The 17,541-nt window shown below is 67.0% G+C and carries 17 protein-coding genes and 1 pseudogene; 13 read left to right on the top strand and 5 right to left on the bottom strand.

Annotated features, from left to right (window positions below):
- Nucleotides 1–176: pseudogene (locus IT40_RS29955) on the top strand (MerR family transcriptional regulator); the annotation flags it as partial.
- Between the two features lie 99 nt (nt 177–275).
- On the opposite strand, the gene IT40_RS07240 reads toward IT40_RS29955, so the two are convergent.
- On the bottom strand, nt 276–857 hold the full coding sequence (locus IT40_RS07240) for a L,D-transpeptidase (protein ID WP_243700193.1): 582 nt from the start codon (nt 855–857) through the stop codon (nt 276–278).
- Between the two features lie 210 nt (nt 858–1,067).
- Nucleotides 1,068–1,508 carry a hypothetical protein gene (locus tag IT40_RS07245; protein ID WP_036752482.1) on the bottom strand — a complete coding sequence of 147 codons (441 nt, stop codon included), beginning with the start codon at nt 1,506–1,508 and terminating at the stop codon, nt 1,068–1,070.
- A gap of 64 nt (nt 1,509–1,572) precedes the next feature.
- Here IT40_RS07245 and IT40_RS07250 point away from each other — a divergent pair, with 64 nt between their 5' ends.
- From IT40_RS07250 to IT40_RS07280, 7 genes are all read left to right on the top strand, one after another.
- Nucleotides 1,573–2,046: a hypothetical protein gene (locus IT40_RS07250; RefSeq protein WP_036752486.1), complete on the top strand. Its 474-nt coding sequence runs from the start codon at nt 1,573–1,575 to the stop codon at nt 2,044–2,046.
- A 122-nt stretch (nt 2,047–2,168) separates the two neighbouring features.
- Entirely contained in the window at nt 2,169–2,336 is a 168-nt protein-coding gene (locus IT40_RS28425; protein WP_157034063.1) for a hypothetical protein, read from the top strand.
- Between the two features lie 104 nt (nt 2,337–2,440).
- Complete coding sequence (locus tag IT40_RS27375) at nt 2,441–3,349, top strand: TniQ family protein (protein ID WP_084196899.1); 909 nt, start codon at nt 2,441–2,443, stop codon at nt 3,347–3,349.
- Nucleotides 3,346–3,594, top strand: coding sequence for a hypothetical protein (locus tag IT40_RS28430; RefSeq protein WP_139294000.1), 249 nt, complete (start codon nt 3,346–3,348; stop codon nt 3,592–3,594). The genes IT40_RS27375 and IT40_RS28430 overlap by 4 nt, the downstream gene beginning before the upstream one ends.
- An 827-nt stretch (nt 3,595–4,421) precedes the next feature.
- The gene (gene ccrA / locus IT40_RS07270) at nt 4,422–5,711 is read left to right on the top strand and encodes a crotonyl-CoA carboxylase/reductase (protein ID WP_036752507.1); all 1,290 of its coding nucleotides are present in this window, start codon (nt 4,422–4,424) and stop codon (nt 5,709–5,711) included.
- Nucleotides 5,712–6,013: 302 nt separating this feature from the next.
- A complete protein-coding gene (gene gdhA, locus IT40_RS07275) occupies nt 6,014–7,375 on the top strand; it encodes an NADP-specific glutamate dehydrogenase (protein WP_036752510.1) in 1,362 nt (453 codons plus the stop codon).
- A 90-nt stretch (nt 7,376–7,465) separates the two neighbouring features.
- Complete coding sequence (locus IT40_RS07280; protein ID WP_036752513.1) at nt 7,466–8,071, top strand: hypothetical protein; 606 nt, start codon at nt 7,466–7,468, stop codon at nt 8,069–8,071.
- Here the strand turns inward: IT40_RS07280 and IT40_RS07285 are convergent.
- The gene (locus tag IT40_RS07285) at nt 8,059–8,511 is read right to left on the bottom strand and encodes a type II toxin-antitoxin system RatA family toxin (protein ID WP_036752698.1); all 453 of its coding nucleotides are present in this window, start codon (nt 8,509–8,511) and stop codon (nt 8,059–8,061) included. The genes IT40_RS07280 and IT40_RS07285 overlap by 13 nt on opposite strands.
- A 58-nt stretch (nt 8,512–8,569) precedes the next feature.
- Between IT40_RS07285 and IT40_RS07290 the strand changes: the two genes are divergently transcribed.
- Entirely contained in the window at nt 8,570–8,758 is a 189-nt protein-coding gene (locus IT40_RS07290; RefSeq protein WP_036752516.1) for a hypothetical protein, read from the top strand.
- 168 nt (nt 8,759–8,926) lie between these two features.
- Here IT40_RS07290 and ypfJ read toward each other — a convergent pair whose 3' ends face one another.
- A complete protein-coding gene (gene ypfJ, locus IT40_RS07295; RefSeq protein ID WP_036752517.1) occupies nt 8,927–9,778 on the bottom strand; it encodes a KPN_02809 family neutral zinc metallopeptidase in 852 nt (283 codons plus the stop codon).
- Nucleotides 9,779–9,905: 127 nt separating this feature from the next.
- Between ypfJ and IT40_RS07300 the strand changes: the two genes are divergently transcribed.
- The 4 genes from IT40_RS07300 (at nt 9,906) to IT40_RS07315 (ending at nt 15,011) form a co-directional block, all read left to right on the top strand.
- Nucleotides 9,906–10,502 (top strand): DedA family protein, encoded by a 597-nt coding sequence (locus tag IT40_RS07300; protein WP_036752519.1) that lies wholly within the window; start codon nt 9,906–9,908, stop codon nt 10,500–10,502.
- Between the two features lie 52 nt (nt 10,503–10,554).
- The gene (locus IT40_RS07305) at nt 10,555–11,049 is read left to right on the top strand and encodes a disulfide bond formation protein B (protein WP_036752529.1); all 495 of its coding nucleotides are present in this window, start codon (nt 10,555–10,557) and stop codon (nt 11,047–11,049) included.
- Between the two features lie 93 nt (nt 11,050–11,142).
- Nucleotides 11,143–13,884 (top strand): DNA gyrase subunit A, encoded by a 2,742-nt coding sequence (gene gyrA / locus IT40_RS07310; protein WP_208021338.1) that lies wholly within the window; start codon nt 11,143–11,145, stop codon nt 13,882–13,884.
- A 56-nt stretch (nt 13,885–13,940) separates the two neighbouring features.
- Entirely contained in the window at nt 13,941–15,011 is a 1,071-nt protein-coding gene (locus tag IT40_RS07315) for an AI-2E family transporter (RefSeq protein WP_052095777.1), read from the top strand.
- 99 nt (nt 15,012–15,110) lie between these two features.
- Here IT40_RS07315 and IT40_RS07320 read toward each other — a convergent pair whose 3' ends face one another.
- Nucleotides 15,111–17,540 carry a DUF3772 domain-containing protein gene (locus tag IT40_RS07320; protein ID WP_036752532.1) on the bottom strand — a complete coding sequence of 810 codons (2,430 nt, stop codon included), beginning with the start codon at nt 17,538–17,540 and terminating at the stop codon, nt 15,111–15,113.
- Between the last annotated feature and the right edge of the window lies 1 nt (nt 17,541).

Genomic DNA, 17,541 nt, shown 5'->3' on the forward strand with positions numbered 1-17,541 from the left:
GCCAGCTTGCGGCGGTCAATGCCCGCATCGCCCGGCTGACGGTGTTGCGCGACGAATTGCAGCGCATGCTGGCGCAATGCGCCTGCGGCACCATCGCCGACTGCCGGGTGATCGAGGTGCTGGGCAATCATGCGCTTTGCCTGCATGGCGATCATGGCGACACGGATCCCGCATAGGCACGGTTTCGCACCGCCATCGAGACATGGGCCGGGCTGATCATCCGAGAGCCTCCTGGTTTCACATATCGCCGCGGGCTCGCGCCTGCGGCGAGGCTTCTAGAACACGGCGACCTGCGTGCCGATCTCGGCGAGGTCGTAAAGCTCGGTGACATGCTCGTTATAGAGGCCGTAGCAGCCGTTCGATGACAGGCGCCCGATCTTTCGGGTGTCATGCGTGCCGTGGATGAGATAGGCGGGCCAGGACAGATAGAGCCCATAAGCGCCAAGGGGATTTTCCGGCACCCCGCCTTCGACGCGCAAGGGCAGGCTCGGATCCTTTTTGCGCATGTCGGGCGTGGGGGTCCATGGCGGGTTCTTCGCCTTGCGGACCACCTCGGTCTTGCCGCGCTTGGTCAGTTCCTCGGTCACCGGCACCGAGCAGGGATAGACCCGATAGGTGGCCTCGCCGGCGGACCAGTAGTGCAGCGCCCGCGACGAAACATCGGCCAGAATCACCCCGACCCCCAGGTCGCTGAAATGATCGCTCCAATGCCACATGCGGAAGGCGGACAGGTTCCGGCGCCGATCGGCGTTCGGATTTACCTGCCAGGCGCCGATATCGGGTGCCTGCCCCTGGCCCGCACCGCCATAGACCATGTTCCCCGTGCTCGGGTCGAACTGCTGCGCAAACGCGCCCATGGCGCTGCTACCGGCACATACCAGCCCGCCGAAAAATGCCCTGCGATCAAGGCCGGAGCCCTTGAATCCCTTATCCATGTTGATGACTCAATCCGTTCTGTCTGTGATCACATCAGCCCGGAAACCGCGTCGGGGTGGGCCATGACGACCGCACCTTGCGAAGGGCGGGATTTTGCCAGGCTGATGGCGAATTGCGCCCGAGGCGCAGGATCAGACGGAGAGAGCTCTCGGAGGCCGCTCTTGCTGCAGCGGTCCCGTCGTTCGCCAGGACGAGACGGCAAACAGCCGCTCGAGCTTGCTGGCGTGCTGTGCGGCCCCATCTTGCAAGGACGCCGTCTCGACGGCGGCATGCGAGGCACAGGTCCAGTCGCAGGCTGTTCCATCACTGCTGCAACTGCCGCTCAGCATGCAGGACGCATTGCCTGGGGCGGAAGAAGGCTCGGCCTCCTGCCCGGCTGCGGCTTCCATCGCCAATTGCTGCGACGCTACCACGCCGTCATGCGCCACCGACAGGATCAGGGCGGCGTTCATCACGGCAAAGGTGAACAGCAGGGCGAGCAGGCGCATCATGCCATATGGGTAGGATGGCCCGCCCGCGAAGTCCATCGGGATGTGATCGCAAATGCGTGTGTTCAAGGACAGGATCACCATTTTCGGCATCCGGTATCATTCGGAGGATCTCGCGACCTAGTTCCTGCTTCGTGGTGGGCAAACCGTGGACATCCGCTGGGACCATGCCGACATCGGCGCCATCGAAGTCTGCCTCGACGGGAACTGGGTCGAGGTCGGGACCGTGCATGGCGAGACGAGCAAGGGCCGCCTGTTCGACGGGCTGCACGCACAGGAATGGATCGCGACCCGTCGCGCCCTGCGCACCCGTGCCGAGAAACAGAGATCCTGGAACGAGGCGGTCGTTTTCGAGGCGCTCAAGGCGATCCGGGACATGAACACCACCAGCAAGCTGGCCTTCGGCCTGATCGACAAGAACTGGACGGTGGAGAACCTGCAAAAGCTCGAATCCTCCCTGTTCGACAGCTTCAAGGTGGCTGCGAACACCGCCCGGACCCAGAGGTCGGAAGATGGCTACGGCCGCTCCATCGAACCCCGTGCTCCCCGGAACACGGAGACCGATGCCGCGCCCCAGCAGGCCTCGGCACGCCGCGCCAACAACTTCGAGATGGAAGACTGATCCATGACCGCCGATACCCCGCAGTCCCGACGCCGGCCGCCCCCAAGCCCGTCGCACAGGTCATCGCCGGGCTGCGACGCATTCATATCGAGAGCGACCGTGACAGGGACCTGAAGCTCCAGTTGCAGCGCCTGTTCCAGACCGATGACGAGGGAAACCTCCTGCCCCTGCCGGCGCGCTTCACCGCCGGGCAGGAGACCCGCGGCATCGCGCTGATCGAGCCCGCCGGTGGTGGCAAGACCACCGCGATCCGCACCGAACGCCAACGCAAGCAGCTGTCGAGGTCCTGATCCATGCCGCTTCTTCCCTTCCTTCCGCTGGCCGCCGGCGAATCCCTGATGTCCTATGTCGCGCGCATGGCCCGGTTCCATGCCGGGATGGCGGCCTTCCGTTCATGGCTTTTCTGGATCTGGCTCGCCAATCCGTCATGCCAGCGGCGCCCGAGACCGTGGAGCGCATCGCGGCGCTCAGCGGCATGCCTCGGGCCGGATTGCTTCGCGCCGCGATCCTGCCGGCCGGCAAGGCGGGCCATGAGCACCGGGGACAGTTGTTCGACATCAGGTTTCTCGATCGTCGGCGGATCACCTTCTGCCCCGCCTGCCTGCTGGGAGATCGCCAAATGGCGGCCGGAAGCCATGGACAACGCGTCGGACGGCTGCACTGGATGTTCGCCCCTGTCAGGACCTGCCCGCGCCATGGCATCCCCCTGATCCGCCGCAAGGCCGCTACGGAGGAGGAGCGATTCCAGTTGCCGGGCGCGCTCGCCGAATCGGATGACGCGCTCGAACGCCTGGCCGCGGAAACCCCTCGGCATGGGGTCTCGCCGCTTCAGGCCTATGTCACAGCCCGTATTGACGGGCAGGCAGGCCCCCAGTGGCTCGACAACCAGCGCATCGATCAGGTCGCCGGCGCCACGCAATTGCTCGGCGCCGCCCTCATCCATGGCACCACGGCAAAAACCTCCCAACTGACCGAAGAGCAATGGGATGAGGCAGCAAAGGTCGGGTTCAGCTTCACCTCGCAGGGGCCTGACGGCGTTCGAGACGGCCTCGAGGAAATCTTCAGCGCCGTGAAACGGCAACAGCCCGTGTCGACGCCGCGATCCGCATACGGCCCGCTCTACTCCGGCGCCCTCTCCGATCCAGATGGCATCGGCCGACCGAGGACATCCTGCGGAGCCATATCCTTGACAGCATGTCGATCGCCGCCGGAGAAACCCTGCTCGGCGAAGTGGCAGCCCAGCGGCGGCGCCATAGCATCACCTCGCTCTGCGATGAAACGGGTGTTCCACGAGGTTCGTTGACGACGGTCCTGCTCGCGTTCGGCCTGCCGGCCGACAGCGAGGAGAAGTATTTGCATGTCAACGACACCTTCGCGGCACACGCCCAGGGACAGGCAGGTTTCGATTCGATCCTGATCGATGAAGAGGAAATGACGGGCGCTCTCTACGCACCGCGCATGCCCCCGGATCAGCAAGGACGAAGCCGCCGAAATCCTCGGCATCGACGACGGCGCCGTAGCCAGCCTGCTGCGGCTGGCCAATCATGACGGCACCCCCTACTGAAGCGCGTCGTTCCGATCATCGGCAGCCGCGAGGCGCCATGGCATATCGAACTCGACAGTTTCGATCACTTCCGCCCCGCTCATGTCTCGCTCGCAACCCTGGCGCGACAGCGCTCGCTCGAAAAGGAGGAACTCCGACGACAGTTGTGGACGCGCGGCATCCGGTCGATCCTCCACGGCTCGCATCGCGACTGCGGAATCTATCGGCTCGCGGATCTCTAGTTAGCAATCGCAGCATTTCATCGGCCAGGTCGTCCCTCGGGGCGGCTTTTTTCGGGAAGTTTCGATGAGCGCTAATGGCCTTGGCAAATGGGCAAAGTCACCGCCCAACCACGCTTGGGATGGCGGAAAACAAGGGATTTCCGGGCTTCCATCGCCTGTCGTTTCAGGCCTTGCCCCCGGAAATGCCGGGAAAATTCGGCATTTGCGCCCGGCAATGCAGGTGCAGCGCGGATCGCAGCGAGGGCTGGCCTAGAGGCCGGAAGGCGAACAACCGCGGCCGCGCCTAGGCAGGGGGCGGCAGGAAATGCGGGCTGGGCCCATCCGACGGCCCAACCCCGCCCGCTGCGCCACCGATTCGGCGGGCAAGCGCCGCCTTGAGCCCGGCAGGCCCTGCTCCGACCCAGCCATCGGGGCGCCGGGTTCCGCTGCACTGCGGCGGTTCGCGCATTCGTTACGACAGATTATTACAATTTCTACATCAGTAATATTGCAATGTTGCGCAGTCATCCTTACAACGGGCGCTGCAACCCGCGCTGATTCTGCGCCGCGGCGGAAACCCGGCGCCGAAAGCGGCAAAAGAGGACTCTGAGATGGCCCTGGACCAACCCACCCCGATCGCGCCCTATGACGCACCGGAAAAGGATCTCTACGAGATCGGCGAGATGCCGCCTCTGGGCTATGTGCCCCAGCAGATGTACGCCTGGGCCATCCGCCGCGAACGCCATGGCGAGCCCGACAAGGCCATGCAGGTCGAGGTGGTCGAGACGCCGCCGATCGACAGCAACGAGGTGCTGGTCCTGGTGATGGCGGCGGGCGTCAACTACAACGGCATCTGGGCCGGCCTCGGCGTGCCGATCAGCCCCTTCGACGGCCATGGCGCGCCCTATCACATCGCGGGCTCGGATGCCTCGGGCATCGTCTGGGCGGTGGGCGACAAGGTCAAGAACTGGAAGGTCGGGGACGAAGTCGTCATCCATTGCAACCAGGACGACGGCAACGACGAGGAATGCAACGGCGGCGACCCGATGTATTCGCCCAGCCAGCGCATCTGGGGCTACGAGACGCCGGACGGCAGCTTCGCCCAGTTCACCCGCGTCCAGGCCCAGCAGCTGATGCGCCGCCCCCAGCACCTGACCTGGGAGGAATCGGCCTGCTACACGCTGACGCTGGCCACCGCCTACCGCATGCTCTTCGGCCACGAGCCGCATGAGCTGAAGCCGGGCATGAACGTGCTGGTCTGGGGCGCCTCGGGCGGGCTTGGCAGCTTCGCCATCCAGCTGATCAACGCCGCCGGGGCCAATGCGGTCGGCGTCATCAGCGACGAGGACAAGCGCGAGTTCGTCATGAGCCTTGGCGCCAAGGGCGTCATCAACCGCAAGGACTTCAAGTGCTGGGGCCAATTGCCCAAGGTGAACACCCCCGAATACAAGGAGTGGTTCAACGAGGTGCGCAAGTTCGGCAAGGCGATCTGGGACATCACCGGCAAGGGCAACAACGTCGACATCGTCTTCGAACATCCGGGCGAGGCGACCTTCCCGGTCTCGACCTTCGTCTGCAAGAAGGGCGGCATGGTGGTGATCTGCGCCGGCACCTCGGGCTTCAACTGCACCTTCGACGTGCGCTACATGTGGATGCACCAGAAGCGCCTGCAGGGCAGCCATTTCGCGCATCTGAAACAGGCGTCTGCGGCCAACAAGCTGATGCTCGAGCGCCGCATCGACCCCTGCATGTCCGAGGTCTTTCCCTGGGCCGAAATCCCGGCCGCGCATCTGAAGATGCTGCGCAACGAACACAAGCCCGGCAACATGGCGGTGCTGGTGCAGGCCCCCGTCACGGGCCTGCGCACCTTCGAGGACGCGCTGGAGGCGGGGCGCCGCTGACCCCGACCCCGGCGCAACTGGACCGTCCGGCGCGAGGAGGCGCCGGGCGGTCTTTTGCTTTGCAAGGCAGGTGTCATTGCAAGCGACATATCATGGCAAGAAGCGTGGCAAAAAGCCGCTGCCCGCAGAACGGGCAGAACGAAAACCCTCTAGCCATTGATATCACGTGATTTATCCTTGGGATAACTTGGCATTACGCCAAAAACTCGGGCATTTTGCCCGAATATTGCTCTTGCCCCATTCAAACTGCCCGCACCTTGGGCTAAGGAGCCCTCCGACCCCAAGGGAAAGGATTCCGCGACATGCCGCAGATCGACGACAAGCTTGCCCCCATCTATGAGGAGGTGGTCCGCCGCAACGCAGGCGAGCCCGAATTCCACCAGGCGGTGCGCGAGGTTCTGGAAAGCCTTGGCCGCGTCGTCGCCAAGCGCCCCGACTACCTGGAGGACGCCCTGATCGAGCGCATCTGCGAACCCGAGCGCCAGATCATCTTCCGCGTGCCGTGGACCGATGACAAGGGCCGGGTGCAGATCAACCGCGGCTTCCGGGTGCAGTTCAGCTCGGCCATGGGCCCCTACAAGGGCGGCTTGCGCTTCCACCCCTCGGTGAACGTGGGCATCATCAAGTTCCTGGGCTTCGAGCAGATCTTCAAGAACGCGCTGACCGGCCTGCCCATCGGCGGCGGCAAGGGCGGCTCGGACTTCGATCCCAAGGGCCGCACGGACGGCGAGATCATGCGCTTCTGCCAAAGCTTCATGACCGAGCTTTACCGCCACCTGGGCGAATATACCGACGTGCCGGCGGGCGACATCGGCGTGGGCGCGCGCGAGATCGGCTACATGTTCGGCCAATACAAGCGCCTGACCAACCGCTACGAGGCGGGCGTGCTGACCGGCAAGGGCCTGTTCTACGGCGGCTCGCTGGCGCGCAAAGAGGCGACCGGCTACGGCAACACCTATTTCACCCAGGCCATGCTGAAGACCGGCGGCACCGATTTCGACGGCAAGACGGTCGTGGTCTCGGGCTCGGGCAACGTCGCCATCTACACCATCGAGAAGGTGCAGGAATTCGGCGGCAAGGTCATCGCCTGCTCGGACAGCTCGGGCTATATCGTGGACGAGGGCGGCATCGACCTCGGCCTCCTCAAGGAAATCAAGGAAGTGCGCCGCGGCCGCATCTCGCAATACGTGCGGATGAAGGGCGAAGGCAACGGCGCCTATTTCGTGAAATCCGGCGAGGGCTCGATCTGGGACGTGGCCTGCGAGGTCGCCATGCCCTCGGCCACGCAGAACGAGCTGACTGGCAAGGACGCCGCCAAGCTGGTCAAGAACGGCGTGACCGCGGTCGGCGAGGGCGCGAACATGCCCTGCACCCCCGAGGCGATCCGCACCTTCCAGCAGGCCGGCGTCAAGTTCGGCCCCGGCAAGGCGGCGAACGCCGGCGGCGTCGCCACCTCGGCGCTGGAGATGCAGCAGAACGCCTCGCGCGACCGCTGGAGCTTCGAAAAGACCGAGGCCAAGCTTGCCGAGATCATGCGCGACATCCATGACAGCTGCTACAGCACGGCCGAGGAATTCGGCGCACCGGGCGATTACGTCATCGGCGCCAACATCGCCGGCTTCATCCGCGTGGCCGAACCGATGCGCGCCTTCGGCGTGATCTGATGCCGCAGCAGGCGGGCCGCATCCCGGCCCGCCTTGCCAGCACGGGCCGGGACCGCTAAGCGGCACCATGCCCCTGCCCATCGCCCCCTCATGCTGATCTTTCTCCAGCCCCGCATCGTGCTGCTGTCGGTGCCCAAGACCGGGACGACGGCGCTGGAACAGGCGCTGGCGCCCAGGGCCGAGATCGTCTTTCGCACCCGGCCCGAGATCAAGCACCTGAACCTGCGGCAATATCGCAGCCGCATCCGGCCGCTGCTCGAGCCGCTGGGCGAGCCCGCGTTCGAAACCGTGGCGGTGATCCGCGAACCGCTGGACTGGCTGCGCAGCTGGTATCGCTTTCGCGCCCGCGACGAACTGATCGGCCATCCGAACAGCACCGCCCATGTCAGCTTCGAGCGTTTCGCGGACGACTACCTGCGCCCCGGCGATCGCCCGGCCCATGCCCGGCTGGGCCGGCAATCCGATTTCCTCGTCGACAATGACGGCCGGATCGCGGTCGATCACCTCTTCCGCTACGAGGCGATGCCGGCGCTGACGCAATTCCTGGCGCAGCGCCTCGGCAAGCCGGTCGCGCTGCGGCGCAGCAATGTCTCGCCCCCCGCCGTCACCGACCTGGCGCCCGAGGCCGAGGCGCGGCTGCGCACCGCCCTGGCCGCCGATCACGCCATCTGGCAGGACGCGCGTCAGGCGCCGTAAAGCGCCTTCGCCCGGTCCTCGAAGGCGCGCACGATGCGCATCATCGCCTCGCCGAAGACCACGCCGATCACCTTGCCCAGGATGGCGTTGCGGAACTCGAAATCGACGAAGAACTCGACCTTGCAGCCGCCCTCCGGCAGGTCGGCGAAGCTCCAGCCGCTGCGCAGGTACTTGAAGGGCCCGTCCAGGTATTCGGTGTCGATGCGCTTCGTCTCGGGCCACAGCGTCACGCGCGAGCCGAAGCGCTCGCGGAACACCTTGAAGCTGATGACCAGGTCGGCCTCGACCACCTCGCTGCCCGAGGCGCCGGGCCGGCGCGCGCGGATGCGCGCGGCGGTGTTCCAGGGCAGGAACTCGGGGTATCTTTCTATATCGGCCACCAGCGCATACATCTGGTCGGCGCTATAGGGCAGGATTCGGCTGTCGCTATGCTGAGGCAAGAGGTCGTCCCGGCGCATTTTCGGTTTCCGGGGGCAGCACTAGCAAAGGAACGGGCGCATGAACAACCTCATCTGGCTGATCCGGGCCGCCCGCTGGGCGCGAAACCCGCCCAGCGCCCGAACCGTCGCGCTGGTCCTCGGCGTCATCGCGGCCGGCCTGCTGCTTGCCGGGCTCGAACATTTCGGCCTCTGGCCCGATTGGGCCACCACCGAACGCCCGCGCGGCATCCAGTTGCAGCGCCCCTGACCGCCGCCGCGACAGGTTGGCGCACCCCGCCGCGGCACAGCCCTTCACCGTTTCCCAAATACTCCTGCGACCGCGCCACGGATAGCGGCCGGCCCAGCGGGGGCACCACCCCTGCCCTTCTCTGTTCTGCAAATACTCCCCGCGGCCGTGCCACCCGCGCCGCCGCCCCTAATTCCCCAAAGCCGCGAAACTGTCGCATTGCGCCATCTGCCCCGAGGCAAAGCCGCGCTTGAACCAGGCCTGCCGCTCGGCGGCCGAGCCATGGGTGAAGGCGTCGGGCACCACCGCCCGGCCGGCGCTTTCCATCAGCGTGTCGTCGCCCACCGCGGCAGCGGCATTGATCGCCTCGTCGATGTCGCCCTCCTCGATGGTGCCGAACTGCTCGCTGGCCTGCCGCGCCCAGATCCCGGCATAGCAATCCGCCTGCAATTCGGTGGCGACCGACAGCCGGTTCGCATCGCGCTCGCCCAGCCGGGCGCGCAGCCCGTTCACCTCGGAAAGCGTCCCGGTCAGGTTCTGCACGTGATGGCCGACCTCATGCGCGATGACATAGGCATAGGCGAAATCGCCCCCCGCCCCCATCTTGCCGGCCATGACCCGAAAGAAATCCGTGTCCAGATAGACCTTGCGGTCGCCGGGGCAATAGAACGGCCCCATCGCCGCCGAGGCGCCGCCGCAGGCCGATTGCACCGCGCCCGAAAACAGCACCAGCCCCGGATCCTGGTAGCGCATGCCGGCCTGGTCGGGCAGCACGCCGGCCCAGACCTCCTCGGTATCGGCCAGCACGACCGAGACGAACTGGCCGATCTCGCGCTCTTCCTGCGTCAGCTCGCGCGACTCGCCGGGCGCGCCGCCCTCGTCCAGGGCGCCGACGATGGGCGAGATGTCGATGCCGAAGAAATACCCCACCGCCAGCACCACCAGCACGCCGACGACGCCCATGCCGCCCGCGCCGGCGGCCCGGCCCATGCCGCGCCGATCCTCGACATTCCTGCTGCCGCGCCTGCCCCGCCATTCCATCGCGCCGTCCTCCCCGCCGTGATCCCGCCTGCCGAGCTTATCGCAACCCCGCCACGGCGCAACACGCGCGCAGGCTTGACAGTTCCGGCCCCAGCCCGCAGCACGTTCCCAAACGAAAGGGGCAGGCATGTTCGACTGGGTGGTTTCGACGATCGAGAGCTGGGGCTATCTGGGCGTGCTGATGCTCATGGTGGCCGAGAACGTCTTTCCGCCCATCCCCTCCGAGGTGATCATGCCCCTGGCCGGCTTCCTGGCCGGCAGCGGGCGGATGTCGCTGACGCTGACCATCCTGGTCGGCACCATCGGCTCGGTCCTGGGCACGCTGATGTGGTATTACATCGGCCTGTGGTTCGGCGAGGAGCGGCTGAAGCGCTTTGCCGCCCGGCACGGCCGGCTGCTCACGCTTTCGCCCTCGGACATCGACGCCGCGCATGAATGGTTCCAGCGCCACGGCGCCATGGCGGTGTTCTTCGGCCGCATGATCCCGGCGATCCGCACGCTGATCTCGGTCCCGGCGGGGCTCGCGCGGATGCCGATGTGGAAATTCCTGCTCTATACCGTGATCGGCAGCGCGCTCTGGACCGGGGTGCTGACCTTTGCCGGGCTGATGCTGCATGAAAACTATGCGCTGGTCGCGGATTGGGTCGATCCGCTGTCCAAGCTGGTGGTGGTGGCGGTGGTGGCGATCTATCTTTACCGCGTCGTCACCTGGAAGCCGCATTGAGTTCACGCGATTGGCACTTGCCGGCCGCGAGGCGCGGTCCTAACCGGAAGCCATGAACGGATTTTCAAGCAAGCATGTCGCCGTCACCGCCGGCGCCGGTTCCGCCGCGCTGCTGGCCGCCGCGCTGACCTTCCAGGCCCTGGGCTATGCGCCCTGCGAACTGTGCATCCTGCAGCGCTGGCCGCATCTGGTCGCCGCGATCATCGGCGGGCTGATCTGGTTCTTCGGCTGGAAGCGCTGGCTGGCGGCGCTGGGGCTGCTGGCCGCGCTTTGCGCCACCGGCCTTGCCATCTATCACGCGGGCGTCGAATTGCAGGTCTGGCAGGGGCCGCAGCATTGCTCGGGCGGGGTCTCGGGCCTGGCCAGCATGTCCACGCAGGATCTGATGGCGGCGCTGGAAAAGGCGCCGGTCGTGCGCTGCGACGAGGTGGCCTGGAGCCTGTTCGGCATTTCCATGGCCGGCTGGAACGCGATCCTCTCGGCCGGGCTGTCGGCGCTGTGGCTGGCCTCGGTCCGCGGCCGCAGGCGCGAGGCCGGGCTGGCCTGAGCCGCAATTCCCGCACCGGGGCGGCCCGTCAAGATTGCACCCAAGGCGGGTATGGGATAGACCCGTGCCCAACAAGATCTTGAGGTTTTCCCCGTGGCTGACATCCCTGAAAACGACGACGATACCCCCGAGAACGGCGGATCGGAGCGCGCCGTGATGCATCACGACGGCCCGGTGATCGACATCGCGCACGAGATGCGCTCGTCCTATCTCGACTATGCCATGTCGGTCATCGTCAGCCGGGCGATTCCCGACCTGCGCGACGGGCTGAAGCCGGTGCATCGCCGCGTCCTCTTCGCCATGCACGAGACCGGCAACACCCATGACAAGCCCTATCGCAAGTCGGCCCGCCCGGTCGGCGACACCATGGGTAAGTATCACCCGCATGGCGACGCCTCGATCTATGATGCGCTGGTGCGCATGGCGCAGGACTTTTCCATGTCCCTGCCGCTTCTGGACGGCCAGGGCAACTTCGGCAGCATGGACGGCGACAGCCCGGCGGCCATGCGCTATACCGAGGTGCGGATGGACAAGCCCTCGGCCTATCTGCTGATGGACATCGACAAGGACACCGTCGATTTCCAGGACAACTACGACGGCAAGGACCGCGAGCCGACCGTCCTGCCGGCGCGCTTCCCGAACATGCTGGTCAACGGCGCGGGCGGCATCGCCGTCGGCATGGCCACGAACATCCCGCCGCACAACCTGGGCGAGGTGGTGGACGCCACCCTGGCGTTGATCGAAAACCCCGACCTGCCGACCGAGCGGCTGCTGGAGATCGTGCCCGGCCCGGATTTCCCCACCGGCGGCATCATCCTGGGCCGTTCGGGCGCGCGCAAGGCTTACCTCGAGGGGCGCGGCAGCATCATCCTGCGCGCCAAGACCCGGATCGAGGAAACCCGCGCCGGCCGGCAGGCGATCATCCTGGACGAGATCCCCTTCCAGGTGAACAAGGCCAGCCTGATCGAGAAGATCGCCGAGCTTGCCAAGGAAAAGCGCATCGAGGGCATCGCCCACGTCCAGGACGAATCCGACCGCGTCGGCGTGCGGGTGGTGATCGAGCTGAAACGCGACGCCACCGCCGAGGTTGTGCTGAACCAGCTGTTCCGCTTTACCCCGATGCAGACCAGCTTCGGCGCCAACATGCTGGCGCTGAACGGCGGCCGCCCCGAGCAATTGACGCTGCGCGACTTCCTGACCCATTTCCTGACCTTCCGCGAGGAAGTGGTGGCGCGCCGCACCGCCTATGAATTGCGCAAGGCCCGCGAGCGCGCGCATGTGCTTTGCGGCCTCGCCGTGGCGGTCTCGAACGTCGACGAGGTGGTGGCGACGATCCGCAGCTCGGCCGATGCCGCCGAGGCGCGCGAGCGGCTGATGACCCGGCGCTGGCCGGCGCATGAGATCGTGGTCTACCTGAAGCTGATCGACGACCCGCTGCATCCGGTGAACGAGGACGGCACCTACAACCTGTCCGAGACCCAGGCCCGCGCCATCCTGGAGCTGCGCCTGCAGCGCCTGACCCAGCTGGGCGTGCAGGAAGTCACCGACGAGCTGAAGACGCTGGCCGATGCGATCCGCGAATACCTGGCCATCCTCGCCTCGCGCGAACGGATCATGGGCATCATCTCGGACGAGCTGCGCGAGGTGAAGCAGCATTTCGCCGTGCCGCGCCGGACCGAGATCACCGACTGGGCGGGCGACCTGGACGACGAAGACCTGATCGAGCGCGAGGACATGGTCGTCACCATCACCTCGGGCGGCTATATCAAGCGCACGGCCCTGGCCGAGTTCCGGTCGCAGCGCCGCGGCGGCAAGGGCCTGTCCGGCATGGCCACGAAAGAGGACGACGTCGTCACCACCCTGTTCGTCGCCAATACCCATACCGAGCTTCTGTTCTTCACCACCGACGGCATGGTCTATCGGCTCAAGACCTGGCGGCTGCCGCTGGGCGGGCGCACGGCCAAGGGCAAGGCCATCGTCAACATCCTGCCGATCCAGTCCGGCGTCTCCATCGCCGCGCTGATGCCGGTGGATGCCCCGGAAAAGGATTGGGACGACTACCAGGTGATCTTCGCCACCTCGGAAGGCGACGTGCGCCGCAACGCGCTGTCGGATTTCACCAATGTCATGCGCAACGGCAAGATCGCCATGAAGCTGCCCGAGGGGGTGGAGCTGATCGGCGCGCGCATGGCGACCGAGAACGACGACGTGATGCTGGTCACGGCCGCGGGCCGAGCGATCCGCTTCCCGACCACCGACGTGCGCGTCTTCAAGGGCCGCGATTCGACCGGCGTGCGCGGCATTCGCCTGGCGGCCGGCGACCGCGTGGTCAGCATGTCGGTGATCCGGCATTTCGAGGCCGACCCCTCGGAACGCGCCGCCTATCTGAAGATGCGCCGCGCCGTCGAGGGCGCGCTGGACGACGGCGCCGAGGCCGATGAGGACGAGGATGCCGTCGCCGAGGCCGCGATCAGCCAGGAGCGCTATGCCGAGATGTCGGCGGCCGAGGATCTGATCCTGACCATCACCGCCCGCGGCGCCGGCAAGATCAGCTCGTCGCACGACTATTCGGTGCGCGGGCGCGGCGGCCAGGGCGTGATGGCCATGGACAAGGCGATGCGCGGCGGACCGCTGGTCGCCAGCTTCCCGGTGGATCGCGACGACCAGATCATGCTGGCCACCTCGACCGGGCAGTCGATCCGGGTGCCGGTGGACGGCATCAGCTTCCGCTCGCGTTCTGCCGGGGGCGTGCGCGTCTTCAACACGGCGCCGGGCGAAGAGGTGGTTTCTGTTGCCCGCATCGCCGAGAATGGCGAGGATGAGGCCGAAGCCTGAGACGAGGCAGGGCGCGCAGGCCGCGCCCCGCCGCCGGAAAGAATGAGGGGACGCGATTGGACGGGCGGGACTCGCATCTAAGCGAGCGGTTGCAGACCGGCTTTCTGGGCGTGATCGCCTTTGGCCTGATCCTGTTCCTGCTGGTGCAGGCGCGTTTCATCCTGATCTGCCTGGTCTTTGCCATCATCATCTTTTCGCTGACCAGCGACGCGATTTCCGCCTTTGCCCGGCTGAAGGTGCCGAACTGGCTGGCGACCACGCTGGCGCTGATCGCCATCGCCATCGGCCTGCTCTGGGCCGCGACCGCGGTGGTGGCGCAGGTGAACGAGGTGGTCTCGACCTCGATCACCTATGCCGACCGGGCACAGGCGGCCCTGGCGCGGCTCAGCCAGCGCTGGGGACCGAACGTGCAGGAGGCGATCGGCACCTTCATGGGCAGCATCGACGTCGCCGGCTGGCTGCGCTCGGCCGCGGCGCAGGCGTCGAACCTGATCTCGGCCTCGGTGCTGATCCTGACCTTCGTCGGCTTCATGTTCAGCGAGCGGATCTGGTTCCCGGTCAAGATCGAGCGCCTGACCGGCGATCCCGCCCAGGCCCGGCAGGTGCTGGAGACGGTCCACAAGATCATGCGCCGGGTGAACCGCTACCTGGTGGTCAAGGCGGCGATCAGCGCGGTCACGGCGGCGCTGATCTGGGCGATCTTCCGGGTGCAGGGGCTGGACCTGGCCGGGGCGGTGGCCATGCTGACCTTCATCCTGAACTTCATCCCGACGCTGGGCTCGATCGCGGCCACGGTCATCACCATCGCCATGGTGCTGGCGCAGACCGGCGATCCGGCGGTGACGCTGACCGTGGGCGGGCTGACGGTGGCGGTGCAGTTCATCATCGGCAATGTGTTCGATCCGATGCTTCTGGGCCAGACGCTGCGGCTGTCCTCGTTCGGGATCGTGCTGTCGCTGGCCTTCTGGGGCGTGGTCTGGGGCATCGCCGGCACCTTCCTGGCCGTGCCGATCATGGTGGCGATCATGATCGTCTGCGCCCAGATCCCCTGGCTGCGCCCGGTGGCGATCATGCTGTCGCAAGAGGGCCTGCCGGAACAGGAACCGCCCAGCGGCCTGCGCCGCTAGGAGTATTTGGGGAACGAAGAAGCGCAAGGTGCGGCGCCCGGCCTGGACCGGACGGCCTCCGCGGCGCGGCCCGTGGAACGCGCAAGGCGCGGCGCCTTCTCAGCTGCTGCGGCCGGGCCGGTCCTTTTCGTCCTGCGCGTCGGCGAGGGAGAGGGCGACGGGCGCCTCGGCCTCGGCCTCGGCCTGGTGCAGGTAGATGTCCTGCGCACCGCGCGCGCTGCCGGGCAGGACGATCCCCGCCGCGGCAAAGCGCTCCAGGATCTGGTGATTGATCTCGGACACGATCGAGCTGCCGCCGTTGATGTCGGAAAGCACGGCGCGCAGTTCGAAATTCTGTCCCGTCGGCGTGATGCTGCGCAGAAGGACCGCGGGGGCCGGGTTCACCAGGACCGTCGGCTGGTCCTCGGCGATCTCGCGCAGGAGCGCGGCCACCTGCCGGCTGTCGGCCGTCACCCCCACCGTGATCGGCACGATGATCCGCCCGGCCAGGCTGCCGCGCGTCCAGTTCGTCACCGGCTGGGTGATCAGGTTCGAGTTCGGCACGATGACCTGGGTGCGGTCGAAGGTCTGGATCTGGGTGGCGCGCACCGCCATCTTCCTGACGATGCCCTGCTGGCCGCCGACCTCGATCCAGTCGCCGACGGCGATCGGCCGCTCGACCAGCAGGATGATGCCCGAGACGAAGTTCGACACCACCTGCTGCATGCCGAAGCCGATGCCGACCGAAAGCGCGCCGGCGACGAAGGCCAGCGAGGTCAGGTCGATCCCCGCCGAGGTCACGGCAAAGACCGCCGCCAGCGCCACGCCGACATAGCCGATCATCGAGGTGACGGCGTTCTGCCCGCCCGCATCCAGCCTCGTCTTGGGCAGGATGGAGCTGCGGAAGGCGCCCTGCACGAAGTTGGTCAGGAAATAGCCGATGGCAAAGACGATCAGGAAGGTCAGCAGCGCCATCGGAGACAGCCGCACCCCGCCCAGCGAAAAGCCCTGCTGCGCCTTGGTCCAGGCCTCGGCCAGGTCGCTGGCGCGCGCGCCCCAGATCAGCGCGAACACCGGCAGCGACAACAGGATCAACGCAAAGCCGATCAGCACCGGCATCAGCGCATCGCGCGCCGAGCGGTCGCCGCCCTTGGCCAGCGCGTAGAGATCGGCGATGAAATCCTGCAGGATGATCAGCAGCCCGACCAGCGCCAGCGTCATGATCGCAGACCACAGCAGCGCATTGCCCGCGGTGACATAGCCCGCCGCCACCAGCAACGGCGCGATGACCGCCACCAGCCGCCCCATCATCGCCAGGAAGCTGACCACGCGGATGCGGTAGTCGGGCGTATCGGCGGGCTCGGGCTGGCGCAGGCCGCGCAGCACGTTGCACAGGCGCAAAAGGCAGAAGGCGCCGAACAGCACCAGCAGGAAATGCCAGACCCCCGCCGAGGCCTCGCTGAGCCGCTGGGGAACGGTGTCGCTGTCGTTCTGGCTGTGAAAGCCCGAAAGCGGCAGGACCGAGCGCGCGAAAAGCTGGTGCAGCGCCAGGGAAGCGGCCAGCAGCGTCGCGCGAAAGCGCGCCTTGGCGCGGCGTTCCTCGCCCATGGGCAGGGGCGGCTCGACGGCGGTGTCGGGCGCCGGGAACAGCCGCCGCGCCAGCCACAGCCCGGAAAAGAAGGACACGCCCGCCCCGGCCAGCGACATCACCAGCGGCAGCCCCCATTCCGCGAACAGCCCCGAGAACATCAGCGCCGAGGCGAACAGGATCAGCCCGACCAGCGGGATGGCGATCTGGCCCAGCGAGACGCCGAAGACCAGCGCCGCGCGCGACCGCTCGCTGGCGCGGGCCGACAGCCGCGAGGGCAGCGAATCGACCCAGCGCCGGCCACGCGACAACAGCAGCAGCGCGACCAGCAGCAGCCCGGCAAAGACCGGCAGCCGCTCGGAAAAGCCCGACGCGCCGGCGGTGCTGTCCCAGCGCCCCCGCGCTTCGGCATAGATATGGCTGGCGACCTGGCCCGCCTCGGCCACGGCCGGACCCCAGTTCGCCGGGTTCAGCGGCGTCGGCGTCTTGCGGATCAGCGCGAAGGTCTGGCGCGCGCGCAGGGTCTGGTCGATCTGCGCGACGATGCCGTCGGCGCGGCCATAGGCCTCGACCGCCTGCAACCCCGGCGCCTGCAGCGTGGCAAGCTGTTCGCCCAGTTCCTTGCGGCGGGCGGCGATCTCCTCGGGCTCGGTCTGGCCCTCGGCCGGGGCCGGCCCCAGCGCGGCGATCTGGTCCTTGAGCGTGGCGATGCGGGTGGCGTTGACGCCCTGGGCGGCCTTCAGCCGCTCGCGCCATTTCACCACCTCGTCGCGGATGGTCTGCAGCCGGACGTCGTTGGCCGAGCCCGATTCCAGGATCTGCTCGGCCTGGTCGGCCAGCTTGTTCCAGGCGGCCAGGTCCGGCGCCTCCTGCTCTGGCTGGGCCAGGACGGGCTGGCCGAGCGCCAGGAACAGCGCAAGGATCAGCAAGGCGAGCCGGGGCAGCACGGCAAATCGGGGCATG

It is taken from the genome of Paracoccus versutus (genome assembly GCF_000763885.1).
GTDB lineage: Bacteria > Pseudomonadota > Alphaproteobacteria > Rhodobacterales > Rhodobacteraceae > Paracoccus > Paracoccus versutus.